Here is a 24353-nt window from a genome sequence, read left to right as displayed (position 1 = left end):
TCGGGGCCGGCGTCCCGGAAGGCCGCGCCGCCGGGACCGGCCCCGCGCCCTCAGGCGCGCACCAGCTTGGACACGACGGCCAGCAGCTGCTCGGGCTTGAACGGCTTGGTGATCCAGCCGGTCGCCCCGGCCGCCTTCGCCTGCTGCTTGATGCCCTCGTCCGATTCCGTGCTCAGGAAGAGGATCGGAACGCCCGTGCAGGCGGGCAACGTCCGCAATTGCTTGATCATCTCCAGCCCGTTCATCACCGGCATGTTGAGATCCGTGATGACGAGGTTGAGGCTGGCGCTCTTGGCTTTCGCCAAGCCTTCGGCGCCATCGCCGGCCTCGATCACCGTGTGGCCGGCCGGGCCGAGGACGACCTTGATCATCTGCCGGATGCTGGGCGAGTCGTCGACGGCGAGGACAGTGGCCATGACAAGGATCCCGTTCTTGTGCCTGAAGCGTGGGCCTAGCGGAGTGCCTGGCCGGGGAGGGCGATCGCAGCGCGTTGGAACGCGCCGCTGACCGCCGGCGGCACATTGGCCAGCGCGATCTCCGTGGCTTGACGCTGTGCCGCCTTGTCCGCCGCGAGCACGATCTGGACGAAGGTGATGTCCGCGCGCTCGACCGCCGCGCAGTCCAGGGTGAGGCGCGTCGCGCCGGCGAGGGCCGCCGCCAAAGCGCCCTGCAGCGACCGGACCGTCCGGATGGTGCAGTCGGATTCGAGCGTGAGGACGGAAGCCTCGGACATGCGGGTTCAGGCCCTCGACGACAGGATTGGGCGCCGCTGCGCCTCTCCGGCGGAGACAACACCGCGGCGGGTAAATTCTTTCTGACCGACGGCAGACCAATCCACCGCTGTTGCCGCCGCCGCCGGACGCTGCACAGCTGGAATTCGATTCAGCATGGAACGGAATTCAAGCGTCAATACAGAAATCTGTTGTCTCGCTCTTGCGCTTCATTGCCGGTGATAACGCTTTCTTTAACGGCGATCCTTACTGTCGGGCCGACGCCGTCCATCGGTTTGCGGCTTGACCGGCGCGCGACGGTCGACGCCGAGAGATCCGACATCTGATGTCCTTCCAAGCTGCCCACGACATTCTCAGGCAGGTCCCGGCCCGCTTCCGGCGGGCCGACGGACGGCGCGGATCCGGCGCAGTGCCCGGCGCGGTGTCCGGCTCCGCGCTCGCGCCGCCGGATCGTCCCGAGACGATGGCATCCCCTGCCGCCGATACGTCGCCGGCGCCGCAGATCGAGATCCCGGCCGACCCGGCGGCCGCCACGCGGTCGGCCGATCTGCTGCAGGCCTGGCTCGGCCTCTCGGCGCAGCAGCGGGGGCTCCTGGACGCCCTCATCGCCGAGCTCGGGATCGTCTCCGCGGATGTGGAGGCGAATGTCCACGGCCTGTCCAACCGCTTTCAGAACATCGCGGCCTCGACCTGCGAGCAGTCGGAGATCGTGCGCGGCCTCGTCGCCTCGGTTCAGACCGTACGGATCGACGACAAGACCCTGGACCTCGGAGATGTCGCCGCCGGCCTCGGCGAGACGCTCGCCGCGCTGATCGCGCGGATCACGCTGATGTCCTCCCGCGGGACGACCCTCGCGCAGGGGCTGGCGGGGGCCCTCGACGGCCTGTCGTCGGTCGAGGGCAGCGTGGCGGAGATCGAGAAGATCAACCGCCAGACCAACCTGCTTGCCCTGAACGCCAAGATCGAGGCCGCCCGGGCCGGCAGCAGCGGCGCGGCCTTCGCGGTGGTCGCCGACGAGGTGCGCGGCCTCGCCACGACCATCAACGCCCTGTCGGACGTGATCAAGCAGCAGATCGGCACCATGGCGGCCGACCTGCGCAGCAGCCACGCCCTGCTGGGCGACATCGCGGCGATCGACATGTCCGAGGAGAGCCGCACCGCCGAGCTGCGCGTCCGCATGGTGATGCGGGCCCTTGTCGAGCAGAACGCCCAGGTCGCCGGTGTCCTGCGCCAGACCGCCGAGACGACGCAGGCCATCACCGAGGACGTGTCGGCGGCGATCGTGGCGATGCAGTTCCAGGACCGGGCCAAGCAGCGCATCGAGAACGTCGAAGGCCTGCTGCGCGCGGCCGGTGCGGAACTCGGCCGTCTCTCTGGCGCGGGCGACGGCGCGGTGCCGGATTCCAGCGCCGACCCGGCCTGGATCGAGGCGGCGATCGCGCGCTGCACCCTCGGCGAGGTCCGGGCGCGCCTGACGGAGCGACTGCTCGGGGTCGCCCCGGTCGCGCAGCGCCCGGCTGCCGACGATCTGGACGGCATCGACCTGTTCTGAACCCGAGCGCGCCGCCAGGCGCGGTCCGCGGGCAATCCGGTCCGGCCCGGCCGGCGGTTGCGCCGCGGCCGGGGCTTCGGCGCCGGATCTGCCGCGACCGGCCCCACGTCTCATCCCCGTCTCTCCGCCGGCCGCACCCAGCAGGGCCGCGGCCCCCATCCGCATGGGATGCACGACGAGAGCCCGTGCCGGACCGACCGGCACAGGATGCCGGATACGGCGATCCTGTGATCCACGGCTCACGCGATCTCAGTATCCGATAATCAAATCCTCTGGGCGATGGGCGGATATACTGTCCGTCAGGCATCGAAACCTCGGCGTTAACCGAAAATTTTTAGTCAGATTATATACAACCGGTGAAATCGGGCGGCGGATGATCGTCGTTTCGCGTCGCCGTGAGGGTGCGGCGCGACTCGGCAATCCAGCCGAACGCTTGAGTTCAAAGACATTCGCCCGGTGACAAAGTCGAAGTCTTCGCGTTCGCTCGAAGCCGGGCGGTTCATTCTGCATCTGTGTCTAGCGTGAGCGGGTCCGACCGTCCCATGACTGCTCTCGATCCCGCCGACGTCTTCCGGGCCGAAGCCGCCGAGCTTCTGGCCTGCCTGGAGACGACCCTGCTCGACCTCGGCGACAGGCCCGAGGACCGCGCCCTGATCGACACCGCCTTCCGCGCCCTGCACACCATCAAGGGCTCGGGCGCCATGTTCGGCTTCGAGCAGGTCGCCGCCTTCACCCACGACTTCGAGACCGCCTTCGACCGCGTCCGTCGCGGCGAGGTTCCGGTCGGCCACGACCTCGTCAACGTCTCCCTCTCGGCCAAGGACTATATCCGCGGCCTCATCGAGGAGCCCGAGGCCAGCGCGCCCATCATCGGCGAGGCCATCCTGGCCGAACTCGAGCAGCTCCTCGGCACCACCGGCCGCCCCGCCGCCGCGCCGTTGGCCCCCCATCCGGAGCCGGTCGCCGATCCCATCCCGATGGTGGAGGGCGGCTGGCAGATCGGCATCGCCTTCGCGCCCGACGTGCTGCGCAACGGTACCAATCCCCTGGCGCTCCTCGACGAACTGCGCGACCTCGGCGCCTGCACGATCGTGCCGCGCCTCGACGCGCTGCCCGAACTGCCGGGCCTCGATCCCGAGAGCCTCGCCATCGGCTGGGACGTCACGCTGCGCGCGGCCGTGACCCGCGAGGCGATCGAGGATGTCTTCCTGTTCGTGCGGGACGAGATGACCCTGACCCTGGTCCCGATCTCGCCGGCGCAGCCGGACGCCGCACCCGAACCGGGCGAGGCCGCGCCCGGGCCTTTTGCGCCGCCGACCGTCACGGCTCCGGCGGCGGGTCTCGCCGCCATCGCCTCCGTCGAAGCCCCACCCGTCGCGCCGCCGGCGATCGCGCCCGCGGCCCCGACCGCTGAGCGGAGCCCGGCGCGGCGGGCCGAGGAGCGGCCGGCCAGCAGCGTGCGGGTCGAGGCGGAGCGGCTCGACGAGCTGATGGACCGGGTCGGCGAACTGGTCATCGCCCAGGCCCGGCTGAGCCAGCTCGCCGGCCTGAGCGCCGATCCCGGCCTCAAGGGCATCGCGGAGGAGATCGAGCGCCTGTCGGCGCGGCTGCGCGACACCACGATGAGCATCCGCATGGTCGCCATCGGCGCGCTGTTCGGCCGTTTCCGCCGCCTGATCCACGATCTCTCGCGCGATCTCGGCAAGCCGGTGGAGTTCGTCACCGGCGGCGAGGACACCGAACTCGACAAGACCGTGATCGAGCGGCTGGCCGACCCGCTCGTCCACCTGATCCGCAACGCCATCGACCACGGCATCGAGGCGCCCGGGCGCCGGGCCGCCGCCGCCAAGGCCGCGACCGGGCGTATCACGCTGACCGCCGAGCATGTCGGCGCCCAGGTGCTGGTGAGCGTGCGCGACGACGGCGCCGGGCTCGACGCGGCACGCATCCGCGCCAAGGCCGAGGAGAAGGGCCTGTGCGCGCCCGGCGCGGTGCTCACCGACCAGCAGGTCTACCAGTTCCTGTTCGCGCCGGGCTTCTCGACCGCCCAGGAGATCTCGGCCCTGTCGGGGCGCGGGGTCGGCATGGACGTCGTCAAGAAGACGATCGAGAGCCTGCGCGGCACGATCGACATCGCGACCGAGCCGGGGGGCGGCACGACGGTCGCCCTGCGCCTGCCGCTGACGCTGGCGATCATCGAGGGATTGCTGATCCGGGTGGGGGAGGGGCGCTACGTCATCCCCCTGGCGGCGGTGGAGGAATGCGTCGAGCTGCCCGCCGGCGAGCGCGGCGGGCGCGGGCGGGACTTCCTGAACATCCGGGGCGCGCTGGTGCCGTTCCTGCGGCTGCGCAGCCTGTTCGGGGCCGCGGGCGAGCCGGAGCTGCACCAGAAGGTGATCATCGTCGCGGCGGGCGAGGCCCGGGTCGGGCTGGTGGCGGACCAGATCATCGGCAACCACCAGACGGTGATCAAGTCGCTGTCGAAGCTGCACGCGGACGTGGCGACGTTCTCGGGGGCGACGATCCTGGGCGACGGCACGGCGGCGCTGATCATCGATGTCGGCCGGCTCGTGAGCGGCGGCGGCGCCGAGGGCGCGCGCGTGTATCAGGAGGTGGCGTGATGAGCGGCGGCGTGACGAGCGGTTCTCTCGGAACCGGACCGCAGGCGGGGTCGCGGGGCGGCCAGCAGGTGGTGATGTTCCGGATCGGCACGGAGAGCTTCGCGCTGGATGCCGGGATGGTGCGCGAGATCATCGATCCGATCCCGGCGACGCGGGTGGCGGGGGCACGGCCGCATATCGACCGAATCGTGAACGTGCGCGGCAACGTCATCCCCCTGGCCGACATCCGCGAGCGGTTCGGGATGCCGGCGGCGGCGGACAGCCCGGACACGCGCTTCCTGGTGCTGGAGGTTGCGGTGGGGGGCGATCCGGTGGTGGTCGCGCTGGTGGCCGACAAGGTGTTCGCGGTGACGGAGATCGATCCGGCGAGCTGCCAGGCGGTGCCGTCGGTCGGCACGACGTGGCGCCCTGAATACATCCGGTCGATCGTCAAGGCGAGGGATGAATTCATCATCGTCCCCGAACTCGAGCAGATCCTCAACTGAAATCTTGTGGCTGTCCTGTCCAAGTGTTGCGTGCGTGGGGTGAGTACGATGCGTTTCTCGATCAAGGCCAAGCTCGCAGGCGGCTTCGGCGCCGTCCTGCTCCTGACCGCCGCGGCCGGCGGCGTCGGCTATCAGAAGTTGATGTCTTCCGAGGAGTCGATGAAGTTCGTCATCAGCCGCGCCGAGCTGCAGGCCCTCGTGCTGGACGCGAAGGGCCACGCGATCAATGGCGTCAGCAACGTGCGGGCGGCGGTGATCAGCACCGATGACGCCCAGATGACGGAGTTCAGCAAGCGCGCTGCGGACAACCGCAACGACGCCGTGGCGGGCTTGGCCAAGGCCAAGGGCTACATCGTCGCGGATGAGGGCAAGCGGCTGCTGGATGACCTGTCCGACAAGTACGAGAAGCAGCGCGCCCTGGCCGGGAAGATCATCGATCTGACGAAGCAGAATTCCGGCGTCAGGACCTGGGCCGAGATCAACACGACGGGTCGGCCGGCGACGGCGGCGCTCCGTTCGGAACTCGACACCTTGGCCAAGGGCCGCTCGGGCGAGACATCGGGTGACGACTTGGCCAAGTCTGCGGCCGCCTTCCAGATCCGCATGGAGCGGGCCTGGGGACAGCTTCAATCGGCGACCGGTGCGACGACCCTCGAGGTGCTGGAGCAGCGGGTGAACGCGGCCAAGCAGGTGCGGGATGAGGTCGCGCACGCCATGGACGACCTCCTGCGCGCGAGCGCCGCGCAGGGCATCTCGACCGAGGGGGTGCGCCAGAAATACGCCGCCTGGTCGGCCTCGTTCCAGAAGGCGCTGGCGACCATCGAGACGGGGGCCGCCGTCAAGGCCGCCGACCTCGCCTCCGGCGAATACGCGACGCTGAGCCTCGCGGCGAACCGGGCCTTCGACGCGCTGGCCGAATTCCAGAACCGCCGCATGATCGACGCCGTCGGCAGGGCCAAGGCCGATGCGAGCGAGGGCCAGACGATCCTGCTCGCCACCGTTGCGGCGGCGCTCCTCCTCGGCCTCGGCATCGCCACCTGGCTCGCCTTCTCGATCTCCCGTGGCCTCGGCCGCGCCGTGACCCTCGCCGACGCGGTGGCGATGGGCGACCTGAGCCAGACCGCGAAGGTCACCTCCAACGACGAGCTCGGCGACCTGGTGGGGGCCATGGGCCGCATGACCGAGAACCTGAACGCGACGGCCGCGCTCGCCAACGCCATCGCCCAGGGGGACCTCAGGGTTGAGGCCCGGCCGCTCTCCGACAAGGACACGATGGGCATCGCCCTGCAGACCATGCTGACGAAGCTGCGCGCCGTCGTGGCCGAGGCGAGCGCGGCGGCGAGCAACGTGTCGGCGGGGTCCCAGGAGCTGTCGGCCTCGGCCGAGCAGCTGTCGCAGGGCTCGACCGAGCAGGCGGCCTCGACCGAGGAGGCCTCGGCCTCGATGGAGGAGATGGCCGCCAACGTGAAGCAGAACGCCGAGAACGCCAGCCAGACCGAGACGATCGCCAGGCAATCGGCCCAGGACGCGGAGGCCAGCGGGGTCGCCGTCGGCCGCGCCGTCGAGGCCATGCAGACCATCGCGCAGAAGATCACCATCGTGCAGGAGATCGCCCGCCAGACCGACCTGCTGGCCCTCAACGCCGCCGTCGAGGCGGCCCGGGCCGGCGAGCATGGCCGCGGCTTCGCGGTGGTGGCCAGCGAGGTGCGCAAGCTCGCCGAGCGCAGCCAGGCGGCCGCGGCCGAGATCGGCACGCTGTCGTCCGACACCGTCAAGGCCGCCCAGCAGGCCGGCGACATGCTCGGCAAGCTCGTGCCCGACATCAAGAAGACCGCCAGCCTGGTGGAGGAGATCACCGCCGCCTGCCGCGAGCAGGATGTCGGCTCGGGCCAGATCAATCAGGCGATCCAGCAGCTCGACAAGGTGACCCAGCAGAACGCCAGCGCCTCCGAGCAGGTCTCGGCCACCTCCGAGGAACTGGCCACCCAGGCCGAGAAGCTGCAGGCGACGATCGCCTACTTCCGCATCACCGAGGCGGCCGCACCGGTCGGGCCTCTGGCCGGTGTCGATCAGGCGGTGACGCGGCTGCGCGCGACCGCGACGCGGATGGGCGCGCCCTCGGCGGCGATCCGCTCGCCGAGCCCGAAGCGGGCGGGGGGGCGCAACCCGGCCGCGGCCGGGGGCTTCGCCCTCGACATGGGCGAGGGCGACGCGCAGGACGCCGCCTTCACCCGCGTCGCCTGACATCTCGCCCGACAGGTCGCCCGACCTGTCGGGCGAGGCCCGGATCCGCGCGGCGCTCGTCCCCGCGCGGATCCTGCCGTCGGCGCGCGTCGCAGTCCATCCGGAGACTCTGCATGTCCAGTGTGTGGCAGTACCTGACCCTCGGTCTCGGCGCCGAGACCTTCGGGATCGACGTCGAGCACGTCCACGAGATCCTGGACTACCGGGTCCCGGCGGCCCTGCCGCAGGCGCCGGCCTTCCTGCTCGGCATGATCGACGTGCGCGGGCAGAGCTACCCGGTGGTGGACCTGCGCACCAAGCTCGGCCTGCCGCCCGTGGCGCGCACGCCGGCGACCCGGATCATCCTGCTCAACGTGCCGATGCCGGGCCGGGCGCTGCGGGTCGGGTTCGTGGCCGACCGGGTGATCGAGGTGACGGAACTCGACGGGACCGAGATGGAGGCGGCCCCCGAGGTCGGCGGCCGCTGGAACGCGCGCTACATCGCCGGGATCGGCCGCCGGGGCGAGGCGTTCGTGGTGGTGTTCGACCTCGTCGCGCTCATGGACGGCGACGGGCCCGCGCTCGCCGCGTCGCCCCAGGCCGCCTGAGCGGACCCGGGACCATGGAGACCGATCCGGGTCACCTGAGCGACCGGCATTTCCGCTCGGTTGCCGACCTCGTCCAGCACCATGCCGGCATCCAGCTGCCGCCGGCCAAGCGCACCATGGTCGAGGGCCGGCTGCGCAAGCGCATGCGCGCCCTCGATCTTCCGACCCTCGAGGCCTATGGCCGCCACCTGTTCGAGGCGGGCCATCTCGCGGACGAGTTCCCGCACCTCGTCGACTGCGTGACGACGAACAAGACCGACTTCTTCCGCGAGCCCGCGCATTTCGATCTGCTGCGCACGACGATCGTCCCGCGGCTGGCGGCGCGGGGCGACCGGCCGCTGCTCAAGGTCTGGAGCGCGGCGGCTTCGACCGGGGCGGAGGCCTATACGCTGGCGATGGTCCTGCAGGACATGGCCGCCGACCGGTTCCGCTACGCCATCCTCGGGACCGACATCTCCTCGGAGGTGCTCGACCGCGCCCGGACGGCGATCTACCCGGAGGAGATGCTGGAGGCGGTGCCGCCGGACCTGCGGCGGCGCTACGTGATGGTCGCGCGCGATCCGGCCCGGCGCGAGGGGCGGATCGTGCCCGAGCTGCGCGCCCGGGTGCGGTTCCAGCGGCTCAACCTGATGGACGAAAGCTACCCGATCGACCGGGACGTCGACCTCGTCTTCTGCCGCAACGTGCTGATCTACTTCGACAAGCCGACCCAGAAGGCCGTGGTCGCACGCCTGGCCGGGCACCTGCGCCCCGGCGGATACCTGATCGTCGGCCATTCCGAATCGATGGCGGGCGTCGGCGTGGCGGGCCTCGACCAGATGTCCTCGACCGTCTTCAGCAAGCTGAGGGATTCCGGCCGGTGAATGCGTCGAGACCGATCCGCGTCCTCATCGTCGACGACTCGGCCTCCGTCCGCCAGACCCTGTGCGGCATCCTGGAGACGGCGCCCGACATCGCGGTCCTGGGTACCGCGGCCGATCCGTTCATCGCCGCCCGCCGGATCCAGGAGGAGATCCCGGACGTCATCATCCTCGATCTCGAGATGCCGCGCATGGACGGCCTGACCTTCCTGCGCAAGATCATGGCGCAGAAGCCGCTCCCGGTGATCGTCTGCTCGACCCTGACCGAGGCGGGTTCCCGGATCCTGTTCGAGGTGCTGGAGGCGGGCGCCGTCGACGTACTGCCGAAGCCGCGGGTCGACACCCGCCAGTTTCTGCTCGAATCCACGGTGCGGGTCTGCGACGCGGTGCGCGCGGCCGCCCGGGCCAAGCTGCGCGGCAGCCGGCCGCCGCGACAGCTCGTCGAAGCGAAGCTCTCGGCCGATGTCGTCCTGCCGCCGCCCGTGCCCGGACGCGTCGTGGTCGAGACCGACCGGATCGTCTGCATCGGCGCGTCGACGGGCGGGACGGAGGCCCTGCGCGACGTACTCGAGGTGCTGCCCGCCGAGTCCCCCGGCCTCGTCATCGTGCAGCACATGCCGGAGCACTTCACGGCGGCCTTCGCCAAGCGCCTGAACGGGCTCTGCGCGATCACCGTCAAGGAGGCGGAGGACGGCGATCCGGTGCTGCGGGGCCGGGCCCTGATCGCCCCGGGCGGGCGGCACCTCATGGTCGAGCGCCGGGGCGGCAGCTACGCGGTGTCGGTGAAGGACGGTCCGCTTGTCGCGCGCCATCGCCCATCCGTCGATGTGCTGTTCCGGTCGGCCGCCCGGGCGGCGGCCGCGAACGCGCTGGGCATCCTGATGACCGGCATGGGCGACGACGGCGCCAACGGCCTGCTGGAGATGCGCCGGGCCGGGGCGCAGACCGTGGCGCAGGACGAGGCGAGTTGCGTGGTGTTCGGGATGCCCAAGGAGGCGATCGATCGCGGCGCGGCCGCCAAGGTCCTGCCGCTCGAGCAGATGCCCGGGGAGATCCGGCGGTTCGGCCTGACCGTGGCGGGGCCGCGCTGAGGCCGGTGTGACCGCCGGCCTCGGGCTCAGGACTGGTCGCGACGCTCGGACTTCGCCTCGGATCTCGCCCGGCGCGCTCGCGTGCGGCTGTATTGCGGAGGCGATCCGCGCAGCGCCCCGGCGGGAGCCGTCTTCACGGCGCGGGCCGGAGGCGGCCCCATATCCCCGCCGCGGCGCGCACCCGCTTTCGCGCGCTTCGTACTCCGCCCGCTCGACGTTGCGATGCTGCCTGCGCGGATGCCGGCCTCCTGTGTCCGGGCATCCAGCAGGTCCTGAACACCGGGCGGATGATCGGGCACGGGAAACAGGCTGGCCAGCCCGTCGGCGACGCCTCTGAGCACGGCATCCGCCTGCTCTTGATCTTCCCTGCCCTGTACGACGATGAAACTCATCTGCGCACCCGGATCGTTGGTTCAGATCCTAAACTCGACGGGATGCGAAGGGTTGCTCAGGCCGTTGTGAAGTCGTCCGGTGATGTCGGACATCGGCGCTTCATGAACGCGATGTAATCAACTTGCAGTCGTGTCGCGAAGAGTGCCGAATCATTGGGCAGGCCCGGGGCAGGGCTTCGCGACCACTCGCGGCGACCGCTCGCGGCGGCCGCTTCAGCGCCGGCAGGGTCGGGGCCGGCCCCGCGCAGGACGAGGCGAGGCTGTGCCCGTGCGCCACGTCCCCAGGGCGCCGCGTGCCGGCACCGCCGTCACCACGCGGCGCGGAAAGCCCGGCCGGCTCACGCGGCGTAGCGGTCGAGCGCCAGATCGTCGCTCGCGATCTCCGGGGCCCGGCCGGACACGAGGTCGGCGAGCAGGCGGCCCGAGCCGCAGGCCATCGTCCAGCCGAGGGTGCCGTGGCCGGTGTTGGTGAACAGGTTCGCGACCCGCGTCCCCCCGACGATCGGCGTGCCGTCCGGCGTCATCGGCCGCAGGCCGGTCCAGAACGCGGCCCGGGAGAGGTCGCCGCCCGCGGGGAACAGGTCCTGCACCGAGCGCGCGAGGGTCTCGCGGCGCGGCAGGCGCAGGGCGCTGCTGAAACCGGCGAGTTCGGCGGTGCCGCCGACGCGGATGCGGTCGCCGAGCCGGGTGATCGCCACCTTGTAGGTCTCGTCCATCACCGTCGAGACCGGGGCGGCGGCCGCATCGGTGATGGGCAGGGTCAGGGAATAGCCCTTCACCGGGTAGACCGGCAGGGCGATCCCGAGGGGGCGCAGCAGGGCCGGCGTGTAGCTGCCCAGCGCCGCCACGTAGGCCTCCGCCCGCAGGAGCTCACCGCCAGCGGTCTCCACCGCCGTCACCCGGTCGCCGGCATGGTGCAGGCGCGCGATCGCCGTCCCGTAGCGGAAGGTGACGCCGAGTCCCTCGCAGATCGCGGCGAGGCGCTGCGTGAACAGGTGCGCGTCGCCGGTCTCGTCGCCCGGCAGCCGCAGGCCGCCGACGAACACGTCCGGCACCGCCGCGAGCGCGGGCTCCGCGGCGATGCAGCCCGCCGGATCCAGAACCGTGTAGGGCACGCCGTAGGCGTCGAGGACGCGGGTATCGTCGCCGACATGGTCGAGCTGCTTCTGCGTCCGGAAGAGCTGCAGCGTGCCCTTCTCCCGGTGGTCGTAGGCGATGCCCGTCTCGGTGCGCAGGTCGCGCAGCACGTCGCGGCTGTACTCGGCGAGCCGGACCATGCGGCCCTTGTTCCGCCGGTAGGCCTCCTCGGTGCAGTTGGCGAGCATCCGCGTGAGCCAGCCGTAGAGGCGGCGCTCCAGGCGCGGCCAGAGCACCAGGGGGCGGTGCCGCATCATCAGCCACTTGAGCGCCTTCACGGGGATCCCGGGGGCCGCCCAGGGCGCCGCGTAGCCCGGCGAGACCTGGCCGGCATTGGCGAAGCTGGTCTCCAGGCCGGCGCCGGGCTGGCGCTCCAGCACGGTGACCTGATGGCCGGCCCGGGCGAGGTAATAGGCCGAGGTGACGCCGACGACGCCGCCGCCGAGGATGAGGACGTTCATGGCGGGCCTCAGGCTCCGAGATAGACGCGGTGGAAGCGGTGGCCGAGGTTGGTCAGGACCTCGTAGCCGATCGTGCCGGCCGCCGCGGCGACGGCGTCGACGTCGCGCTCCGGCCCGATGATGTCGACGAGCGCCCCCGGCCCGATCGTGCCGGGGGCCAGGTCGGTGACGTCCAGGACGAGGCTGTCCATCGAGACCCGCCCGACCACGGGCAGGCGCGTGCCGCCGAACCAGGCCGCCCCACCGGCGGTGCTGCGGAAGAACCCGTCCGCGTAGCCGATCGCCACGGTGGCGAGGCGGCTGTCCCGGCCGACGGTCGCCACGTGCCCGTAGCCGACGGGGGTTCCGGCCGGGACGCTGCGCGTCTGCATCACCCGCGCCCGCAGACCGATCACCGGCCGCATCGGATTCGGGGCGTCCGCCTGCGGGGCGATCCCGTAGAGGGCGGCGCCGGGGCGCACCAGGTCGAACCGGAAGTCCGGCCCGAGGAAGATCCCGGAGGAGGCCGCGAGGCTCGCGGGCACGGCCGGCAGGCGCCGCCGGACGACCTCGAAGACGGCGCGTTGCGCCGCGTTGACGGGGCTGTCCAACTCGCCCGCACAGGCGAGGTGGCTCATCACCAGCTGCAGGTCGAGGCCCGCGAGCGCGTCCGGCGCGTCGAGGAGCGCGCAGGCTTCGTCCGGCGCGAAGCCGAACCGGGCCATGCCGGAATCGATCTGGAGGATCGCGGGCAGGCGCCGGTCCAGGCGCCGGGCGAGACCCTGCCAGCCGTCGCGCTGCGACCGGTCATTGAGGACGGGGACGAGGTCGTGGGCCGCGCAGGCCGCCTCGCTGCCCGGGGAGGCGCCGTTGAGCACGGCGATCACGGGGCCGGGGCCGAGGATCGCCCGGAGGGCGACGCCCTCGCCGACCTGCGCCACGAAGAAGTGCCGACAGCCGGCGGCGGCCAGGACCGGCGCCACCCGCTCGGCGCCGAGCCCGTAGGCGTCCGCCTTGACCACCGCCGCGCAGACGGCCGGCCCGGCCTGCAACGCGAGGGCACGGTAATTGTCGGCGATGGCCCCGAGGTCGATCGTCAGGAGCGCGGCTGCCGTGCCTGCGGGACCGGCATCGGGCCGGTGATCGCGATCGATCCTGCTCATGGCGACCCCCGGGGCGGCTCCCTGATGCGCTGCCGCCAAGCTATACGGAGGATCGTCGAACAGGCGTGCGATGTGTCGAAGCGTCTTGCGACGATTGGCGGCTCGTGCAATTTTCTACGGCGATTTCGAAGATCCTTCGTGACCCGCCGTGGACGAGATCGACCGCCGCATCATCCAGGCCCTGCGCGTCGACGGCCGGATCAGCAATGCCGACCTCGCCGCCGCAATCGGCCTGTCCGCCTCCGCCTGCCACCGCCGCGTGCGCCTGCTGGAGGAATCCGGGATCATCCGGGGCTACACGGCGCTGATCGGCGGCGGCGCCGACGCGCCGGGCCTCGTGGTGCTCACGCAGTTCACCCTGGACCGCCAGACCGAGGATTACCTCAACCGCTTCGAGGCGGCCGTCCGGCGCTGTCCCGAGGTGCAGGATTGCTATCTGATGACTGGGACGGCCGATTACCTGGTCAAGCTCAAGGTGGTCGACGCGGCCGATTACGAGCGGCTGCACAAGGATGTCCTGTCGCGTCTCCCCGGCGTGGCCCGGCTGCAATCGAGCTTCGCCATCCGGACCGTCGTGGCGGCGGGCCGGCCCCTCTGATGGCCGACGCGGATCAGGATGCGAGAGGAGCCCCGGCATGACGTCGAGTCCCGGTTCTGACACGGTAGCCCCCTGCGACCTGCGCCTGCGCGATGTCACGCTCGCCGAAGGCCGCCGGGCGACCATCGACATCCGGGACGGCCGCGTGGCCATCCTGCACGATCCCGGCGCGCCGCTGCCCCCCGCTGCACGCACGATCGACCTCGGCGGCGCCCTGGTGCTGCCGGGCTTGGCGGACGGGCACGTCCACCTCGACAAGTGCCTGCTCGGCCTCGCGTGGCGCCCCCACCGGGCGCAGGGATCCGTCCGCGCGATCATCGCGGACGAGAAGGCCTTCCGCCGGACCACGCGGGTGCCGCTCGCCGCGCAGGGCGCCGAGGCCCTCCTCGAACGCATGCTCCGCGGCGGCACGACGAGCCTGCGGACCCATGTCGACATCGACGACGTCACGCGGCTCGACCACCTCGCCCAGATCCTCGACCTGCGGGCGCGCTGGTCCGACCGGATGCAGATCCAGATCGTCGCCTTCCCGCAGAGCGGGATCCTGGGATGCCCGCCGGTCGCGGATGACCTGGACGAGGCCCTGCGGATGGGCGCCGATCTCGTCGGCGGCCTCGATCCCGTCGGCATCGACGGCGATCGCGACGGTCACCTGGACATCGTCTTCGCCCTGGCCGAGCGTCACGGAAGGGGTATCGACATCCACCTTCACGACGGCGGCGAAGCCGGCCTCGACACGATCGCGGCGATCGCGGCCCGCACGGCTGCGGCCGGCCTCGGCGGGCGGGTCACGATCAGCCACGCCTTCGCCCTCGCGGAAGCCGACGATCTCCAACTCGGCCGGATCGCGGAAGGCCTGAACCGGGCCGGCGTCGCGATCCTCAGCAGCGTGCCGGGCGGGCGCCGGTGCCCGCCGATTCCGCGGCTGCGGGACCTCGGCGTCCCGGTCTGCTTCGGCACCGACAATGTCCGCGACTGCTGGAATCCCGCCACGGTCACCGGCATGGTCGACCGCGCCCAGCTCGCCGCCTACCGGTTCGATCTCCGCACCGACGGAGAGCTCGCCGCGCTGCTCGATCCCGTCACAACCGTCCCGGCGCGGGTTCTGGGGCTGGGCCCGGGCGTGGTGGCGCCGGGGGCCCGGGCCGACCTGGTCGCCTTCCGCGCCGGCAACGTGCCCCAGGTGATCGTCGAGCGCCAGGCGCCCGTGCTCGTCGTGGCGCGGGGGACCGTCGCGGTCGACCGGCACGGTGCGGCCGCCGGAGGCCCGCCGCCGTGAACGACCGCGCCCTGCGCTATCTCCTCGCCGTCGTGCGCGCGGGCTCGGTCCGGGCCGCCGCCGAGGGCCTGAATGTCGCCGCCTCGGCCGTCAGTCGGCAGATCATCGAGCTGGAGGCGCAGGTCGGCGAGACGCTGCTCGAACGCCTGCCCCGGGGCGTGGTCCCCACCGAGGCCGGCCGTCTGGTCGCCGAGCACGCGCAGCGGCAGGCCGACGAGGCGGCGCTCCTCGAGGACCAGCTCAAGCGCCTGCGCGGGGTGCAGCGGGGGACGATCAGCCTGCGCTGCGGCGCTGGCTTCCTGATCGACCTCCTCGACAACGCCCTCGCGGGCTTCGCGCAGGACCATCCGGGCATCGCCTATCAGGTCGAGATCGGCACCACCGACGGCATCCTCGCGGCGATCGCGCGGGGTGAGGCGGATATCGGCCTCGTCTACAATCCGCCCGCGCATCCGGATGTCCGCGGCGTCGTCTCCGCCCGGCAGCCCTTGCTCGCCGTCCTGCCGAAGGGTCACCCCCTCGCCAATGGGTCGGCGCCGGTTCCCCTGCGCAGCTTCGCCACCGAGCCGGCCGCCCTGCTGCCGCCCGACCACGGGGTGCGCCAGCTCCTCGGCCGCGTCGAGGCGGATGGCGGGTTCCGGCTGGTGCCGCGGCTGGAGACGGCGTCCTTCGAACTGCACCGCCGCTTCGTCATGGCGGCCATGGGGGTGGCCTTCCTGCCCCGCTTCGTGGTCGCGGCCGAATTGCGCGCCGACCTCCTGGACGCGGTGCCGTTGCGCGACGCCATCCTGTCCGAGGCGAGCGCCCACTTGGTCATCCGGGCCGGGCGACGGCTGCCCGAGGGGGCGGCCCGGCTGCTGGGCTGGCTGGCCGACCACATGGTGGCGTTCCGGCCGCCGCCGGCCTGATCGGGACCGTGCTGAATTTCCGCACGCATCGTGCAGAAATCGGTTGTTGTCGCAACGCTCGATTACCGGAACGATAGTGCCGCATCGTGAGGACGGATCGGCATGACCATCGCAACGGTAGGGGTCGTCGGGCTCGGCAATATGGGTCTGGGCATGGCCGCGACCCTGGCCCGCAAGGGCTTCACGGTCCTGGGCTACGACCTCAGTCCGGCCCGGCGCCCGGCCGCGGAGGCCGCCGGCGTGACGACACTCAACACCCTCAACGAGGTCCTGCAAGCGGCCGACGCCCTCGTCTTCTCGCTGCCGCTGGCGCGGGACGTGGAGGCGGTGGTCACCGCGGAGGGCGGCCTCCTGTCCCGGACCGACCGGAAGGTTGTGGTGGTGGACACCTCGACCTCGGATCCCGGCACCACCCGGCGCCTGGCCGAGCGCCTCGCCGCGGCCGGCCACGCCCTCCTCGACGCGCCGGTGAGCGGCGGCCCGTCCGGCGCCGCCGAGGGGACCCTGACCATGATGGTCGGCGGGGCGGAGGCGGATTACGCCCTGGCCCGGCCGGTCCTGGAGGCCATGTCGGCCCGCGCCCCCCATGTCGGGCCCTCGGGCGCCGGCAACATCGTCAAGCTCGTCAACAACCTGCTGGTGGCGGCCCATCTCGTGACCACCGGCGAGGCCCTGCGCCTGTCGGAGGCCGCGGGCCTCTCGGCCGACGAGGCGGTCAAGGTCGTCAACACCGCCACCGGCCGCAGCGCGATCAGCGAGGTCATGGTCCCGCGCTGGGTCCAGTCCGGCACCTTCGACAGCGGCTTCTCGGCCGGCCTGATGCGCAAGGACGTGCGCCTTGCCCTGGAGCTCGCCGCCGAATGCGGGATCGACCTGCCGCTCTCCGCCGAGGTGAAGCGGATCTGGCAGGCCACGCAGGCCGCCATCCCCGACACGGCCGACTTCACCCGCATGGCCGATTACCGCGATCACAAGGGAGCCCACTGATGTCCGGCACGCCGCACTCGCCCGCCGCCGATCGGGTCGCCGCCCTCCTGACCGACCTCCTGCCGGGCGGCCGCATCGGCAGCGTCGTGGCCGGCGAGGTCCTCGCCGGGACCGGCGCCGCCCTCGACCTCGTCAACCCGGCGGACGGCGGTGTGCTCGCGACCTTCGCCGATGCCGGGCCGTCGGTGGTCGAGGCCGCCATGGCGGCGGCCCGCGACGCCCAGCGCGCGTGGTGGGGGATGAGCGCCGCCGCCCGGGGCCGGGCCCTGTGGGCGGTCGCCGCCCTGGTCCGGCAGCACGCCGGGGCGCTGGCCGAGCTGGAGACCCTCTCGGCCGGCAAGCCGATCCGCGACACGCGCGGCGAGGTCGCCAAGGTCGCCGAGATGTTCGAGTATTATGCCGGCTGGTGCGACAAGCTCCACGGCGACGTCATCCCGGTGCCGAGTTCGCACCTGAACTACACCCGCCACGAGCCCTTCGGCACCGTGGTGCAGATCACCCCCTGGAACGCGCCGATCTTCACCGCCGGCTGGCAGATCGCCCCGGCCCTCTGCGCCGGCAACGCCGTGGTGCTGAAGCCCTCCGAGCTGACGCCGCTGACCTCGCTGGCGCTGGGCCTGCTCTGCGACCGCGCCGAGGGGATGCCCCGCGGCCTCGTCTCGGTGCTCGCCGGCGCCGGTCCGACCACGGGGGCCGCCGCGGTGGCCCATCCCGACACCCGCCTCGTCGTGTTCGTCGGCTCGGCCGAGGCCGGCGCGCAGATCGCCGCCGCGGCGGCCCGCGCCATCGTGCCGAGCGTGCTGGAGCTCGGCGGCAAGTCGGCCAACATCGTGTTCGCCGACGCCGACCTCGACCGGGCGCTGATCGGCGCGCAGGCCGCGATCTTCGGTGGCGCCGGCCAGAGCTGCGTGGCGGGCTCCCGCCTCCTCGTGCACCGTTCGATCCACGCGTCCTTCGTGGAGCGCCTGTCCCACGCCGCCGCGCGCATCCCGGTGGGGGCGCCGACCGACCCGGCGACGCAGATCGGGCCGATCAACAACCGGCGCCAGCGCGACAAGATCGCCGGCATGGTCGAGGCCGCGGCGAGCGCCGGCGCCACCATCGCGGCCGGTGGCGCCTGCCCCGCGTCCCTGCGGGACACGGGCGGCTTCTATTTCGGCCCGACCATCGTGGACGGCGTCGCGCCGGACGCGGCGATCGCCCGGGAGGAGGTGTTCGGCCCGGTCCTCACGGTCCTGCCGTTCGACGGCGAGGACGAGGCGGTGGCGCTGGCCAACGGCACGCCCTACGGCCTCGCGGGCGCGGTCTGGACCGGCGACGGCGGCCGCGGCCACCGGGTCGCGGCGGCTTTGCGGGCCGGAACGGTGTGGGTCAACGGCTACAAGACCATCAACGTGGCCTCGCCCTTCGGCGGCTTCGGCCGCTCGGGCTTCGGCCGCTCCTCGGGCCGCGAGGCGCTGATGGCCTACACGCAGACCAAGAGCGTCTGGGTCGAGACCGCGGCCCAGCCGGCGGTGACCTTCGGCTACGTGGGCTAGGCGCCGGGCGCGGGGGGCGACGGACGGGATCAACCGACACGACCGGCGGCCAAGTCCGGCAGGCAGGGCGATGGGCAGCCCCGGAGGGGCGGGGAGGATGACGATGGCGGGCGAACTGTTTGCGACGAACACGCGGCCGGACGCGCCGCCCGTTTCCGGCGGCGGGAAGCTGACGCTGTTCCTGCTCGCCCTGGTCATCGTCATCATCGCCGAGGCGATCGGCAACGTCAGCATCCCGGTGGGAGCCGGCAAGATCGTCCTGCTGCCGCTGCTCTGGGCCCTGCTCCTCGGCGGGGCCCTGGGGCTGATGAGCCCGCGCCTCCCGGCGCCCCTGCGGCTGACGGGCGCCCTGCAGAACGCGGCCGGGGCCTATCTCCAGCCGGCGCTGCTGATCTTCATCGCCAAGCTCGGCCTGCTGGTCGGGGGCTCGCTGCCGAAGATTCTGGCCTCGGGCTGGGCGCTCGCCTTCCAGGAATTCGGCCATTTCTTCGGGACGATGGTGTTCGGCCTGCCGGTGGCGCTCCTCCTCGGCATCAAGCGCGAGGCGATCGGCGCGACCTTCTCGGTCGGCCGCGAGCCGAGCCTCGCCATCATCGGCGAGCGCTACGGCATGGATTCTCCGGAGGGCCGCGGCGTGCTGGCGGAGTACCTGACCGGCACGGTGTTCGGCGCGGTGTTCATCGCCCTGCTGGCCGGGCTGATCGCCAGCCTGGGCGTCTTCAACCCGCTGGCCCTGGCGATGGGCGCCGGCGTCGGCTCCGGCAGCATGATGGCCGCCGCCTCGGGGGCGATCGCCGCTCAGCAGACCCCCGAGGTCGCCAAGGATGTCGCGACCTTCGCGGCGGCCAGCAACCTCGTCACCACGACGATCGGCACGTACTTCACCCTGTTCCTGTCGTTGCCCTTCACGATCTGGGCCTACGGCAAGCTGGAGCCGATCCTCGGCCGCAACCGGCCGGATGCCGCCCGCCCGGCGGCGGTCGACCCGCAGGCGGAGGCACCGGTCCATCAGGAGGTGCGGATCGGCCTCGCCGAGACCGTCCTGGCCTGGATCCTGATCGGTGCCTACGGGCTCATCGGCAACTGGCTGACCTACGGCGTCGTCCCGGACGCGAAGGTCGTCGGCGGGATGGCGATCATCATCGGCACCGTGCTGGCCGGCTGGATCGTCTACCTGCTCCTCGGCCGGCGCCTGCCGGCGGTCCTGTGGGTCTCGATCATCGGCATGGCCCTGACCTATCCCGGCACGCCCTACGCCGCCGAGATCGCCGCCCTGACCGGCAAGATCAACTTCCTGGCCCTGGCCACGCCGATCCTGACCTTCGCGGGCCTCTCCGTCGCCAAGGACGTGCCCGCCTTCCGCCGCCTCGGCTGGCGGATCGTGGTGGTCTCGTTCATGGCCAATGCCGGGACGTTCCTCGGTGCGGCCCTGATCGCGCAGTTCTTCATGCATCCGCCGCTGGGGTGAACCGCCGCGCCGTCCGGCGTAGGGTGAGGCAGGGGGAACGAGGCGCTCCGGCGGCCTCTGGCATGGGTGAGAGACCACATGGGGATCGAGGCAGAGACCGTGGAGCGGATGGTCGCGTGGCGGCGCGACCTGCACACCCATCCCGAACTGGCCTACCAGGAGGTCCGCACGGCGGATCTCGTCGCGCGGGAACTGGCCGCCTGCGGCCTGTCCGTGAAGACCGGGCTCGGGCGCACGGGCGTGGTCGGGACCCTGAGCCGGGGCGACGGCCCGACCATCGGCCTGCGGGCCGACATGGACGCCCTGCCGATCCAGGAGGCGACAGGCGTCGCCTACGCCTCCCGGACGCCCGGCGTGATGCATGCCTGCGGCCATGACGGCCACGTGGCGATGCTGCTCGGCGCGGCGCGGCATCTCGCGGCCCGCACCGACCTGACCGGGACGGTCCACTTCATCTTCCAGCCTGCGGAGGAGTGCGAGGGCGGCGGGCGCGCGATGGTCGAGGACGGCCTGTTCCGGCTGTTCCCCTGCGACTCCGTCTACGGGCTGCACAATTGGCCGGGCCTGCCCCTCGGGACCTTCGCGACCCGGGTCGGCGCCATCATGGCCTCCCTCGACACGTTCGAGATCGCGGTCACCGGATTCGGCACCCATGCGGCCATGCCGGAGCGCGGCACCGACACGCTCGTGGTCGTCTCCGAGATCGTCCTCGCCCTGCAGACCATCGTCAGCCGCCGCATCGCCCCCACGGAGCCGGTCGTGCTCAGCGTCACGCAGATCCATGGCGGCGACGCCTACAACGTCATTCCCGACCACGCCGTCATCCGCGGCACGGTCCGCTGCCTGGACGAGGCGGTGCGCAAGCGCGTCGCGGAGCTCATCGAGGCCATCGCCGGCGGGACCGCCGGCACGCACGGCGCCCGCGCGGAGGTGGCGTACCGGTTCGGATACCCGGCCACGGTCAACACCGCCGATGCCGTCGGCACCGCCCTCGCGGCCGCCGGGACCGTCCCGGACATCACCGCGCGCCGCGGCGATGTCGGCCCCTCCATGGCGTCGGAGGATTTCGCCTACATGCTCGAAGCCTGCCCAGGCGCCTATGCCTGGATCGGCACCGACGGGACGCGGCCGAGCCTGCCGCTCCACAATCCGCGCTACGATTTCAACGACGAGGCCCTGCCGGTCGGCGCGGCCTACTGGGCTGCACTGGCCACACACAGCCTCGGGACCTGAAGCTGCGGGACGGAAGGCGCGGCCGCGGACATCGTCGGTCCGTCCGCGGCGCATGCTCCGGAATAACGCCCGCGCAGGCCGCGCGGGCGTATCTTGAGGGCGGGGGTCAGGCGGCCATCGGCGCGTAGCGCTTGTGACCCTTCACGTCGAAGCGGTCGAGCATCATGACCTTGTCCCAGGCCTTGACGAAGTCCGCCACGAAGCGCCGCTGGCCGTCGCTGCCCGCGTAGGCGTCGGCGATCGACCGGAGCTGTGCGTTCGACCCGAAGACGAGGTCGCTGCGGGTCGCCTCGAACTTCGTCTGGCCGCTCGCACGGTCCTTGAGCGCGAAGGTCATCCCGTCCGCATCCGCCTTCTCCCAGACCAGATCGACGTCGGTCAGGTTGCGGAAGAAGTCGGTCGTCAGCACCCCGATCCGATCGGTCAGGACGCCCCGGTTCGACCCGTCGTGGTTGGCGTTGAGCGCCCGCAGGCCGCCGGTCAGGACGCTCCATTCCGGGGCCGTCAGAGTCAGCAGGTTGGCCTTGTCGAGGAACATCTCCTCCGGCGAGACGCTGCGGGTCATCTGCCCGAAGCCGTCATCGACGTAGTTGCGGAACCCGTCCACCACCGGCTTCAGCCACTCGAACATCTCGAGGTCCGTGAGCGCCTGGGTCGTGTCCACCCGACCCGGCGTGAACGGCACCGGCGTCTCGACTCCGGCATCGCGGGCCGCCTTCTCCACGGCGACGCAGCCGCCGAGCACGATCAGGTCCGCGAGGGAGATCTTCTTCCCGTCGCTGCGCCCGCCGTTGAAGGTCAACATCACGTTGCGCAGGGCCTCGATCACCGGCGCGGCCCGGCGGTTGACAGCCCAATCCTTCTGCGGGGCGAGGGCGAGTCGGCCGCCATTGGCACCGCCGCGCTTGTCGCTGTCCCGATAGGTCGAGGCCGCCGAGAAGGCCGTGAAGGCCAGATCGGACACCGACAGGCCGGTCCCGGCGATCGCCTGCTTCAGCACGGCGATCTCGGCCTCGCCGACCAGGTCGTAGTCGCGCTCCGGCAGCGGATCCTGCCACAGGAGCCCGTCCTCGATCACCACCTCCGGGCCGAGATAGCGGTGCTTCGGACCCATGTCGCGGTGCGTGAGCTTGTACCACGCCTTGGAGAAGGCCTGGGTGAAGGCGTCGAAGTCGTTGAGGAACTTCTCGCAGACCTTGCGGTACTCGGGATCGACCTTGAGGGCGATGTCCGAGGTCATCATCATCAGCGGGTGCATCTGACCCGCGACATGGGCGTCCGGCGTCTTCGGCGCGTTGGGGTCCTTCGGCGTCCACTGGAGCGCCCCGGCGGGGCTCTTCGTCTGTTCCCACTCGAACTTGAAGAGGTTCTCCAGATAGGCGTTGTCCCACTTGGTCGGATCGGGCGTCCAGCTGCCCTCGATGCCGTTGGTCATCGTGTCCTTGCCGGAGCCGGACCCCTTCGGATTGTGCCAGCCGAGGCCCATCGCCTCCATCGGCGCCATCTCGGGGGGCGGACCGATCTCCTTGGCGGGGGTCATGCCGTGGCTCTTGCCGAAGGCGTGGCCGCCCGCGATCAGCGCCACGGTCTCCTCGTCGTTCATCGCCATGCGTGTGAAGGTCACCCGGATGTCGTTGGCCGACCCCTGCGGATCGCCGTTGGCGTAGGGTCCCTCGGGGTTCACGTAGATGAGCGCCTGGTGGGAGGCGGCGAGCGGGTTCTCCAGGTCGTAGTCGGCGTCGCCGTTCTTGCCGCGCCAGCGCTTGTCGCGGTTCACCATGTCGTCGAAGCTCGAGACCGAGCCCATCTCGACCACCTCGGGGCCCCAGTAGGTGGCATTGTCCGCCTCCCAGGCGTCGAGCCGCCCGCCGCCGAACCCGTAGGTCGGCAGGCCCATGATCTCCAGGGCGCAATTGCCCGTCAGGACCATCAGGTCGGCCCAGGACAGGGCGTTGCCGTACTTGTGCTTGATCGGCTGCAGGAGGCGGCGCGACTTGTCGGTGTTGCCGTTGTCCCACCAGCTCGAGATCGGCGCGAAGCGCTGCATCCCGGTGCCGGCGCCGCCGCGCCCGTCGGCGATCCGGTAGGTGCCGGCCGAGTGCCAGGCCATGCGGATCATCTGCGGGCCGTAATTGCCGTAGTCGGAGGGCCACCAGTCCACCGACGAGGTCAGGAACTGCTTGATGTCGCGCTTGAGCGCCTCGAAGTCGATCTTGGCGAACTCAGCCGCGTAGTCGAAATCCGGCCCGAGGGGATCGGCCGCCAGCCCGTTCTGGTGGAGCACTTCCACCCGCAGGCGATGGGGATACCAGTTCTCCAGCGTCGGACGGTTGCCGTGGGCGCCGCCGATCCGGTCGCCGCCGAACGGACACTTGCCCGCCATCGGGAACGTCGTGGTGTCCGTCTTGTCGATCGTCTCGCTCATCAGTGGTCCCCTAGGCATTGAGCCGCCGGCCGCCCGAAGCTCGGGCATCGAAGGCGGCGGGGCGGTGCAGGCAGTTCGAACCTCCGGGGAATCCCCGTCGCGCTCGAGGCTGGTGACGAAATGAGGCAGTCGCTCCCGGGATCAAGTTCGGAGCAGCGAAGTCCTTCCAAGGACCGGGGCAGGCGGCCTCGCAATAGTGCCGATGACATTGCCGTGATCCGACCCGCCGCCGCAGGCACCGACGGCGCGCGGGGATTCCACGTCGACACGGATACCCGCCCGGGGGTCGCTGATCCTCGCGAATCTGTGTCTCGGCGTCTCAGCGCACCACTTGGCGCACCCTCTGGCGTGAATCCGCTCCTCGTCAGGGCGCCGGACGCGCGCTGGCTGCCGGGGCGGCTCCGGCGGAGCCCGTCTCGGAACCGGTCACGACCTTTCGGGCCGCGGCCTGGCTCTGGCTGGCGTAATCGGGGGGGGATGCCGCGCCCTGCCAGATCAGCAGACCGGCCCATGCGGCGATCATCAGCGCCACACTCACGGCGAGCACGACGAGAACCGGCCTGCCCCGCCGGCCCTGGCGGCTCTCCTGAGCCGTGCGACGTTCGATCATCCGC

22 protein-coding genes are annotated in these 24353 nt (G+C 71.6%); 15 read left to right on the top strand and 7 right to left on the bottom strand.

Annotated elements, in window-relative coordinates; all coding sequences use genetic code 11:
* Window positions 1-50 precede the first annotated feature (50 nt).
* The 3 genes from PQI07_RS08210 to PQI07_RS08200 form a co-directional block, all read right to left on the bottom strand.
* Window positions 51-416, bottom strand: coding sequence for a response regulator (locus PQI07_RS08210; protein WP_043389132.1), 366 nt, complete (start codon window positions 414-416; stop codon window positions 51-53).
* A 35-nt stretch (window positions 417-451) separates the two neighbouring features.
* Window positions 452-733, bottom strand: coding sequence for an STAS domain-containing protein (locus PQI07_RS08205; protein WP_043389130.1), 282 nt, complete (start codon window positions 731-733; stop codon window positions 452-454).
* Between the two features lie 173 nt (window positions 734-906).
* On the bottom strand, window positions 907-1053 hold the full coding sequence (locus PQI07_RS08200; RefSeq protein WP_158498479.1) for a hypothetical protein: 147 nt from the start codon (window positions 1051-1053) through the stop codon (window positions 907-909).
* Between the two features lie 3 nt (window positions 1054-1056).
* Between PQI07_RS08200 and PQI07_RS08195 the strand changes: the two genes are divergently transcribed.
* The 8 genes from PQI07_RS08195 (at window position 1057) to PQI07_RS08160 (ending at window position 10680) form a co-directional block, all read left to right on the top strand.
* Window positions 1057-2283: a methyl-accepting chemotaxis protein gene (locus PQI07_RS08195; protein ID WP_274926417.1), complete on the top strand. Its 1227-nt coding sequence runs from the start codon at window positions 1057-1059 to the stop codon at window positions 2281-2283.
* A gap of 542 nt (window positions 2284-2825) precedes the next feature.
* Window positions 2826-4904 carry a chemotaxis protein CheA gene (locus PQI07_RS08190; protein ID WP_274926416.1) on the top strand — a complete coding sequence of 693 codons (2079 nt, stop codon included), beginning with the start codon at window positions 2826-2828 and terminating at the stop codon, window positions 4902-4904.
* A complete protein-coding gene (locus PQI07_RS08185) occupies window positions 4904-5389 on the top strand; it encodes a chemotaxis protein CheW (protein ID WP_274926415.1) in 486 nt (161 codons plus the stop codon). The genes PQI07_RS08190 and PQI07_RS08185 overlap by 1 nt, the downstream gene beginning before the upstream one ends.
* Window positions 5390-5437: 48 nt before the next feature.
* On the top strand, window positions 5438-7633 hold the full coding sequence (locus tag PQI07_RS08180; RefSeq protein ID WP_053609639.1) for a HAMP domain-containing methyl-accepting chemotaxis protein: 2196 nt from the start codon (window positions 5438-5440) through the stop codon (window positions 7631-7633).
* 113 nt (window positions 7634-7746) lie between these two features.
* Window positions 7747-8220 carry a chemotaxis protein CheW gene (locus PQI07_RS08175; protein ID WP_043354099.1) on the top strand — a complete coding sequence of 158 codons (474 nt, stop codon included), beginning with the start codon at window positions 7747-7749 and terminating at the stop codon, window positions 8218-8220.
* Window positions 8221-8234: 14 nt separating this feature from the next.
* A complete protein-coding gene (locus PQI07_RS08170) occupies window positions 8235-9083 on the top strand; it encodes a CheR family methyltransferase (protein WP_043389116.1) in 849 nt (282 codons plus the stop codon).
* A complete protein-coding gene (locus PQI07_RS08165) occupies window positions 9080-10171 on the top strand; it encodes a protein-glutamate methylesterase/protein-glutamine glutaminase (RefSeq protein ID WP_043389114.1) in 1092 nt (363 codons plus the stop codon). The genes PQI07_RS08170 and PQI07_RS08165 overlap by 4 nt, the downstream gene beginning before the upstream one ends.
* A 287-nt stretch (window positions 10172-10458) precedes the next feature.
* Window positions 10459-10680: a hypothetical protein gene (locus PQI07_RS08160; RefSeq protein ID WP_043354105.1), complete on the top strand. Its 222-nt coding sequence runs from the start codon at window positions 10459-10461 to the stop codon at window positions 10678-10680.
* Between the two features lie 221 nt (window positions 10681-10901).
* On the opposite strand, the gene PQI07_RS08155 is transcribed toward PQI07_RS08160, so the two are convergent.
* Window positions 10902-12161 carry a D-amino acid dehydrogenase gene (locus PQI07_RS08155; protein ID WP_274926414.1) on the bottom strand — a complete coding sequence of 420 codons (1260 nt, stop codon included), beginning with the start codon at window positions 12159-12161 and terminating at the stop codon, window positions 10902-10904.
* 8 nt (window positions 12162-12169) lie between these two features.
* Window positions 12170-13303 (bottom strand): alanine racemase, encoded by a 1134-nt coding sequence (gene alr, locus PQI07_RS08150; RefSeq protein WP_274926413.1) that lies wholly within the window; start codon window positions 13301-13303, stop codon window positions 12170-12172.
* Between the two features lie 148 nt (window positions 13304-13451).
* Here alr and PQI07_RS08145 point away from each other — a divergent pair, with 148 nt between their 5' ends.
* From PQI07_RS08145 to PQI07_RS08115, 7 genes are all read left to right on the top strand, one after another.
* Window positions 13452-13901 carry an Lrp/AsnC family transcriptional regulator gene (locus PQI07_RS08145; protein ID WP_043354111.1) on the top strand — a complete coding sequence of 150 codons (450 nt, stop codon included), beginning with the start codon at window positions 13452-13454 and terminating at the stop codon, window positions 13899-13901.
* Window positions 13902-13938: 37 nt separating this feature from the next.
* Entirely contained in the window at window positions 13939-15180 is a 1242-nt protein-coding gene (locus tag PQI07_RS08140) for an amidohydrolase (protein WP_274926412.1), read from the top strand.
* The gene (locus tag PQI07_RS08135; RefSeq protein ID WP_043354113.1) at window positions 15177-16088 is read left to right on the top strand and encodes a LysR family transcriptional regulator; all 912 of its coding nucleotides are present in this window, start codon (window positions 15177-15179) and stop codon (window positions 16086-16088) included. The genes PQI07_RS08140 and PQI07_RS08135 overlap by 4 nt, the downstream gene beginning before the upstream one ends.
* 102 nt (window positions 16089-16190) lie before the next feature.
* Entirely contained in the window at window positions 16191-17075 is an 885-nt protein-coding gene (locus PQI07_RS08130) for an NAD(P)-dependent oxidoreductase (RefSeq protein WP_274926411.1), read from the top strand.
* The gene (locus tag PQI07_RS08125; RefSeq protein ID WP_182591320.1) at window positions 17075-18613 is read left to right on the top strand and encodes an aldehyde dehydrogenase family protein; all 1539 of its coding nucleotides are present in this window, start codon (window positions 17075-17077) and stop codon (window positions 18611-18613) included. Before PQI07_RS08130 ends, PQI07_RS08125 begins: the two co-directional genes overlap by 1 nt.
* 103 nt (window positions 18614-18716) lie before the next feature.
* The gene (locus PQI07_RS08120; RefSeq protein WP_236952765.1) at window positions 18717-20081 is read left to right on the top strand and encodes a DUF3100 domain-containing protein; all 1365 of its coding nucleotides are present in this window, start codon (window positions 18717-18719) and stop codon (window positions 20079-20081) included.
* A gap of 78 nt (window positions 20082-20159) precedes the next feature.
* Entirely contained in the window at window positions 20160-21314 is a 1155-nt protein-coding gene (locus PQI07_RS08115; protein WP_274926410.1) for a M20 aminoacylase family protein, read from the top strand.
* A gap of 106 nt (window positions 21315-21420) precedes the next feature.
* Here the strand turns inward: PQI07_RS08115 and katG are convergent, their stop codons facing one another.
* Together katG and PQI07_RS08105 are read right to left on the bottom strand one after the other, a co-directional pair.
* Window positions 21421-23739: a catalase/peroxidase HPI gene (gene katG / locus PQI07_RS08110; RefSeq protein WP_274926409.1), complete on the bottom strand. Its 2319-nt coding sequence runs from the start codon at window positions 23737-23739 to the stop codon at window positions 21421-21423.
* A gap of 364 nt (window positions 23740-24103) precedes the next feature.
* Window positions 24104-24349 carry a hypothetical protein gene (locus PQI07_RS08105; RefSeq protein WP_043389089.1) on the bottom strand — a complete coding sequence of 82 codons (246 nt, stop codon included), beginning with the start codon at window positions 24347-24349 and terminating at the stop codon, window positions 24104-24106.
* Window positions 24350-24353 lie beyond the last annotated feature (4 nt).

Origin of the sequence: Methylobacterium sp. 092160098-2, from assembly GCF_028920805.1 — a bacterium.
GTDB classification, from domain to species: domain Bacteria; phylum Pseudomonadota; class Alphaproteobacteria; order Rhizobiales; family Beijerinckiaceae; genus Methylobacterium; species Methylobacterium fujisawaense.
This window is presented reverse-complemented; position numbering and strand designations above follow the sequence as displayed.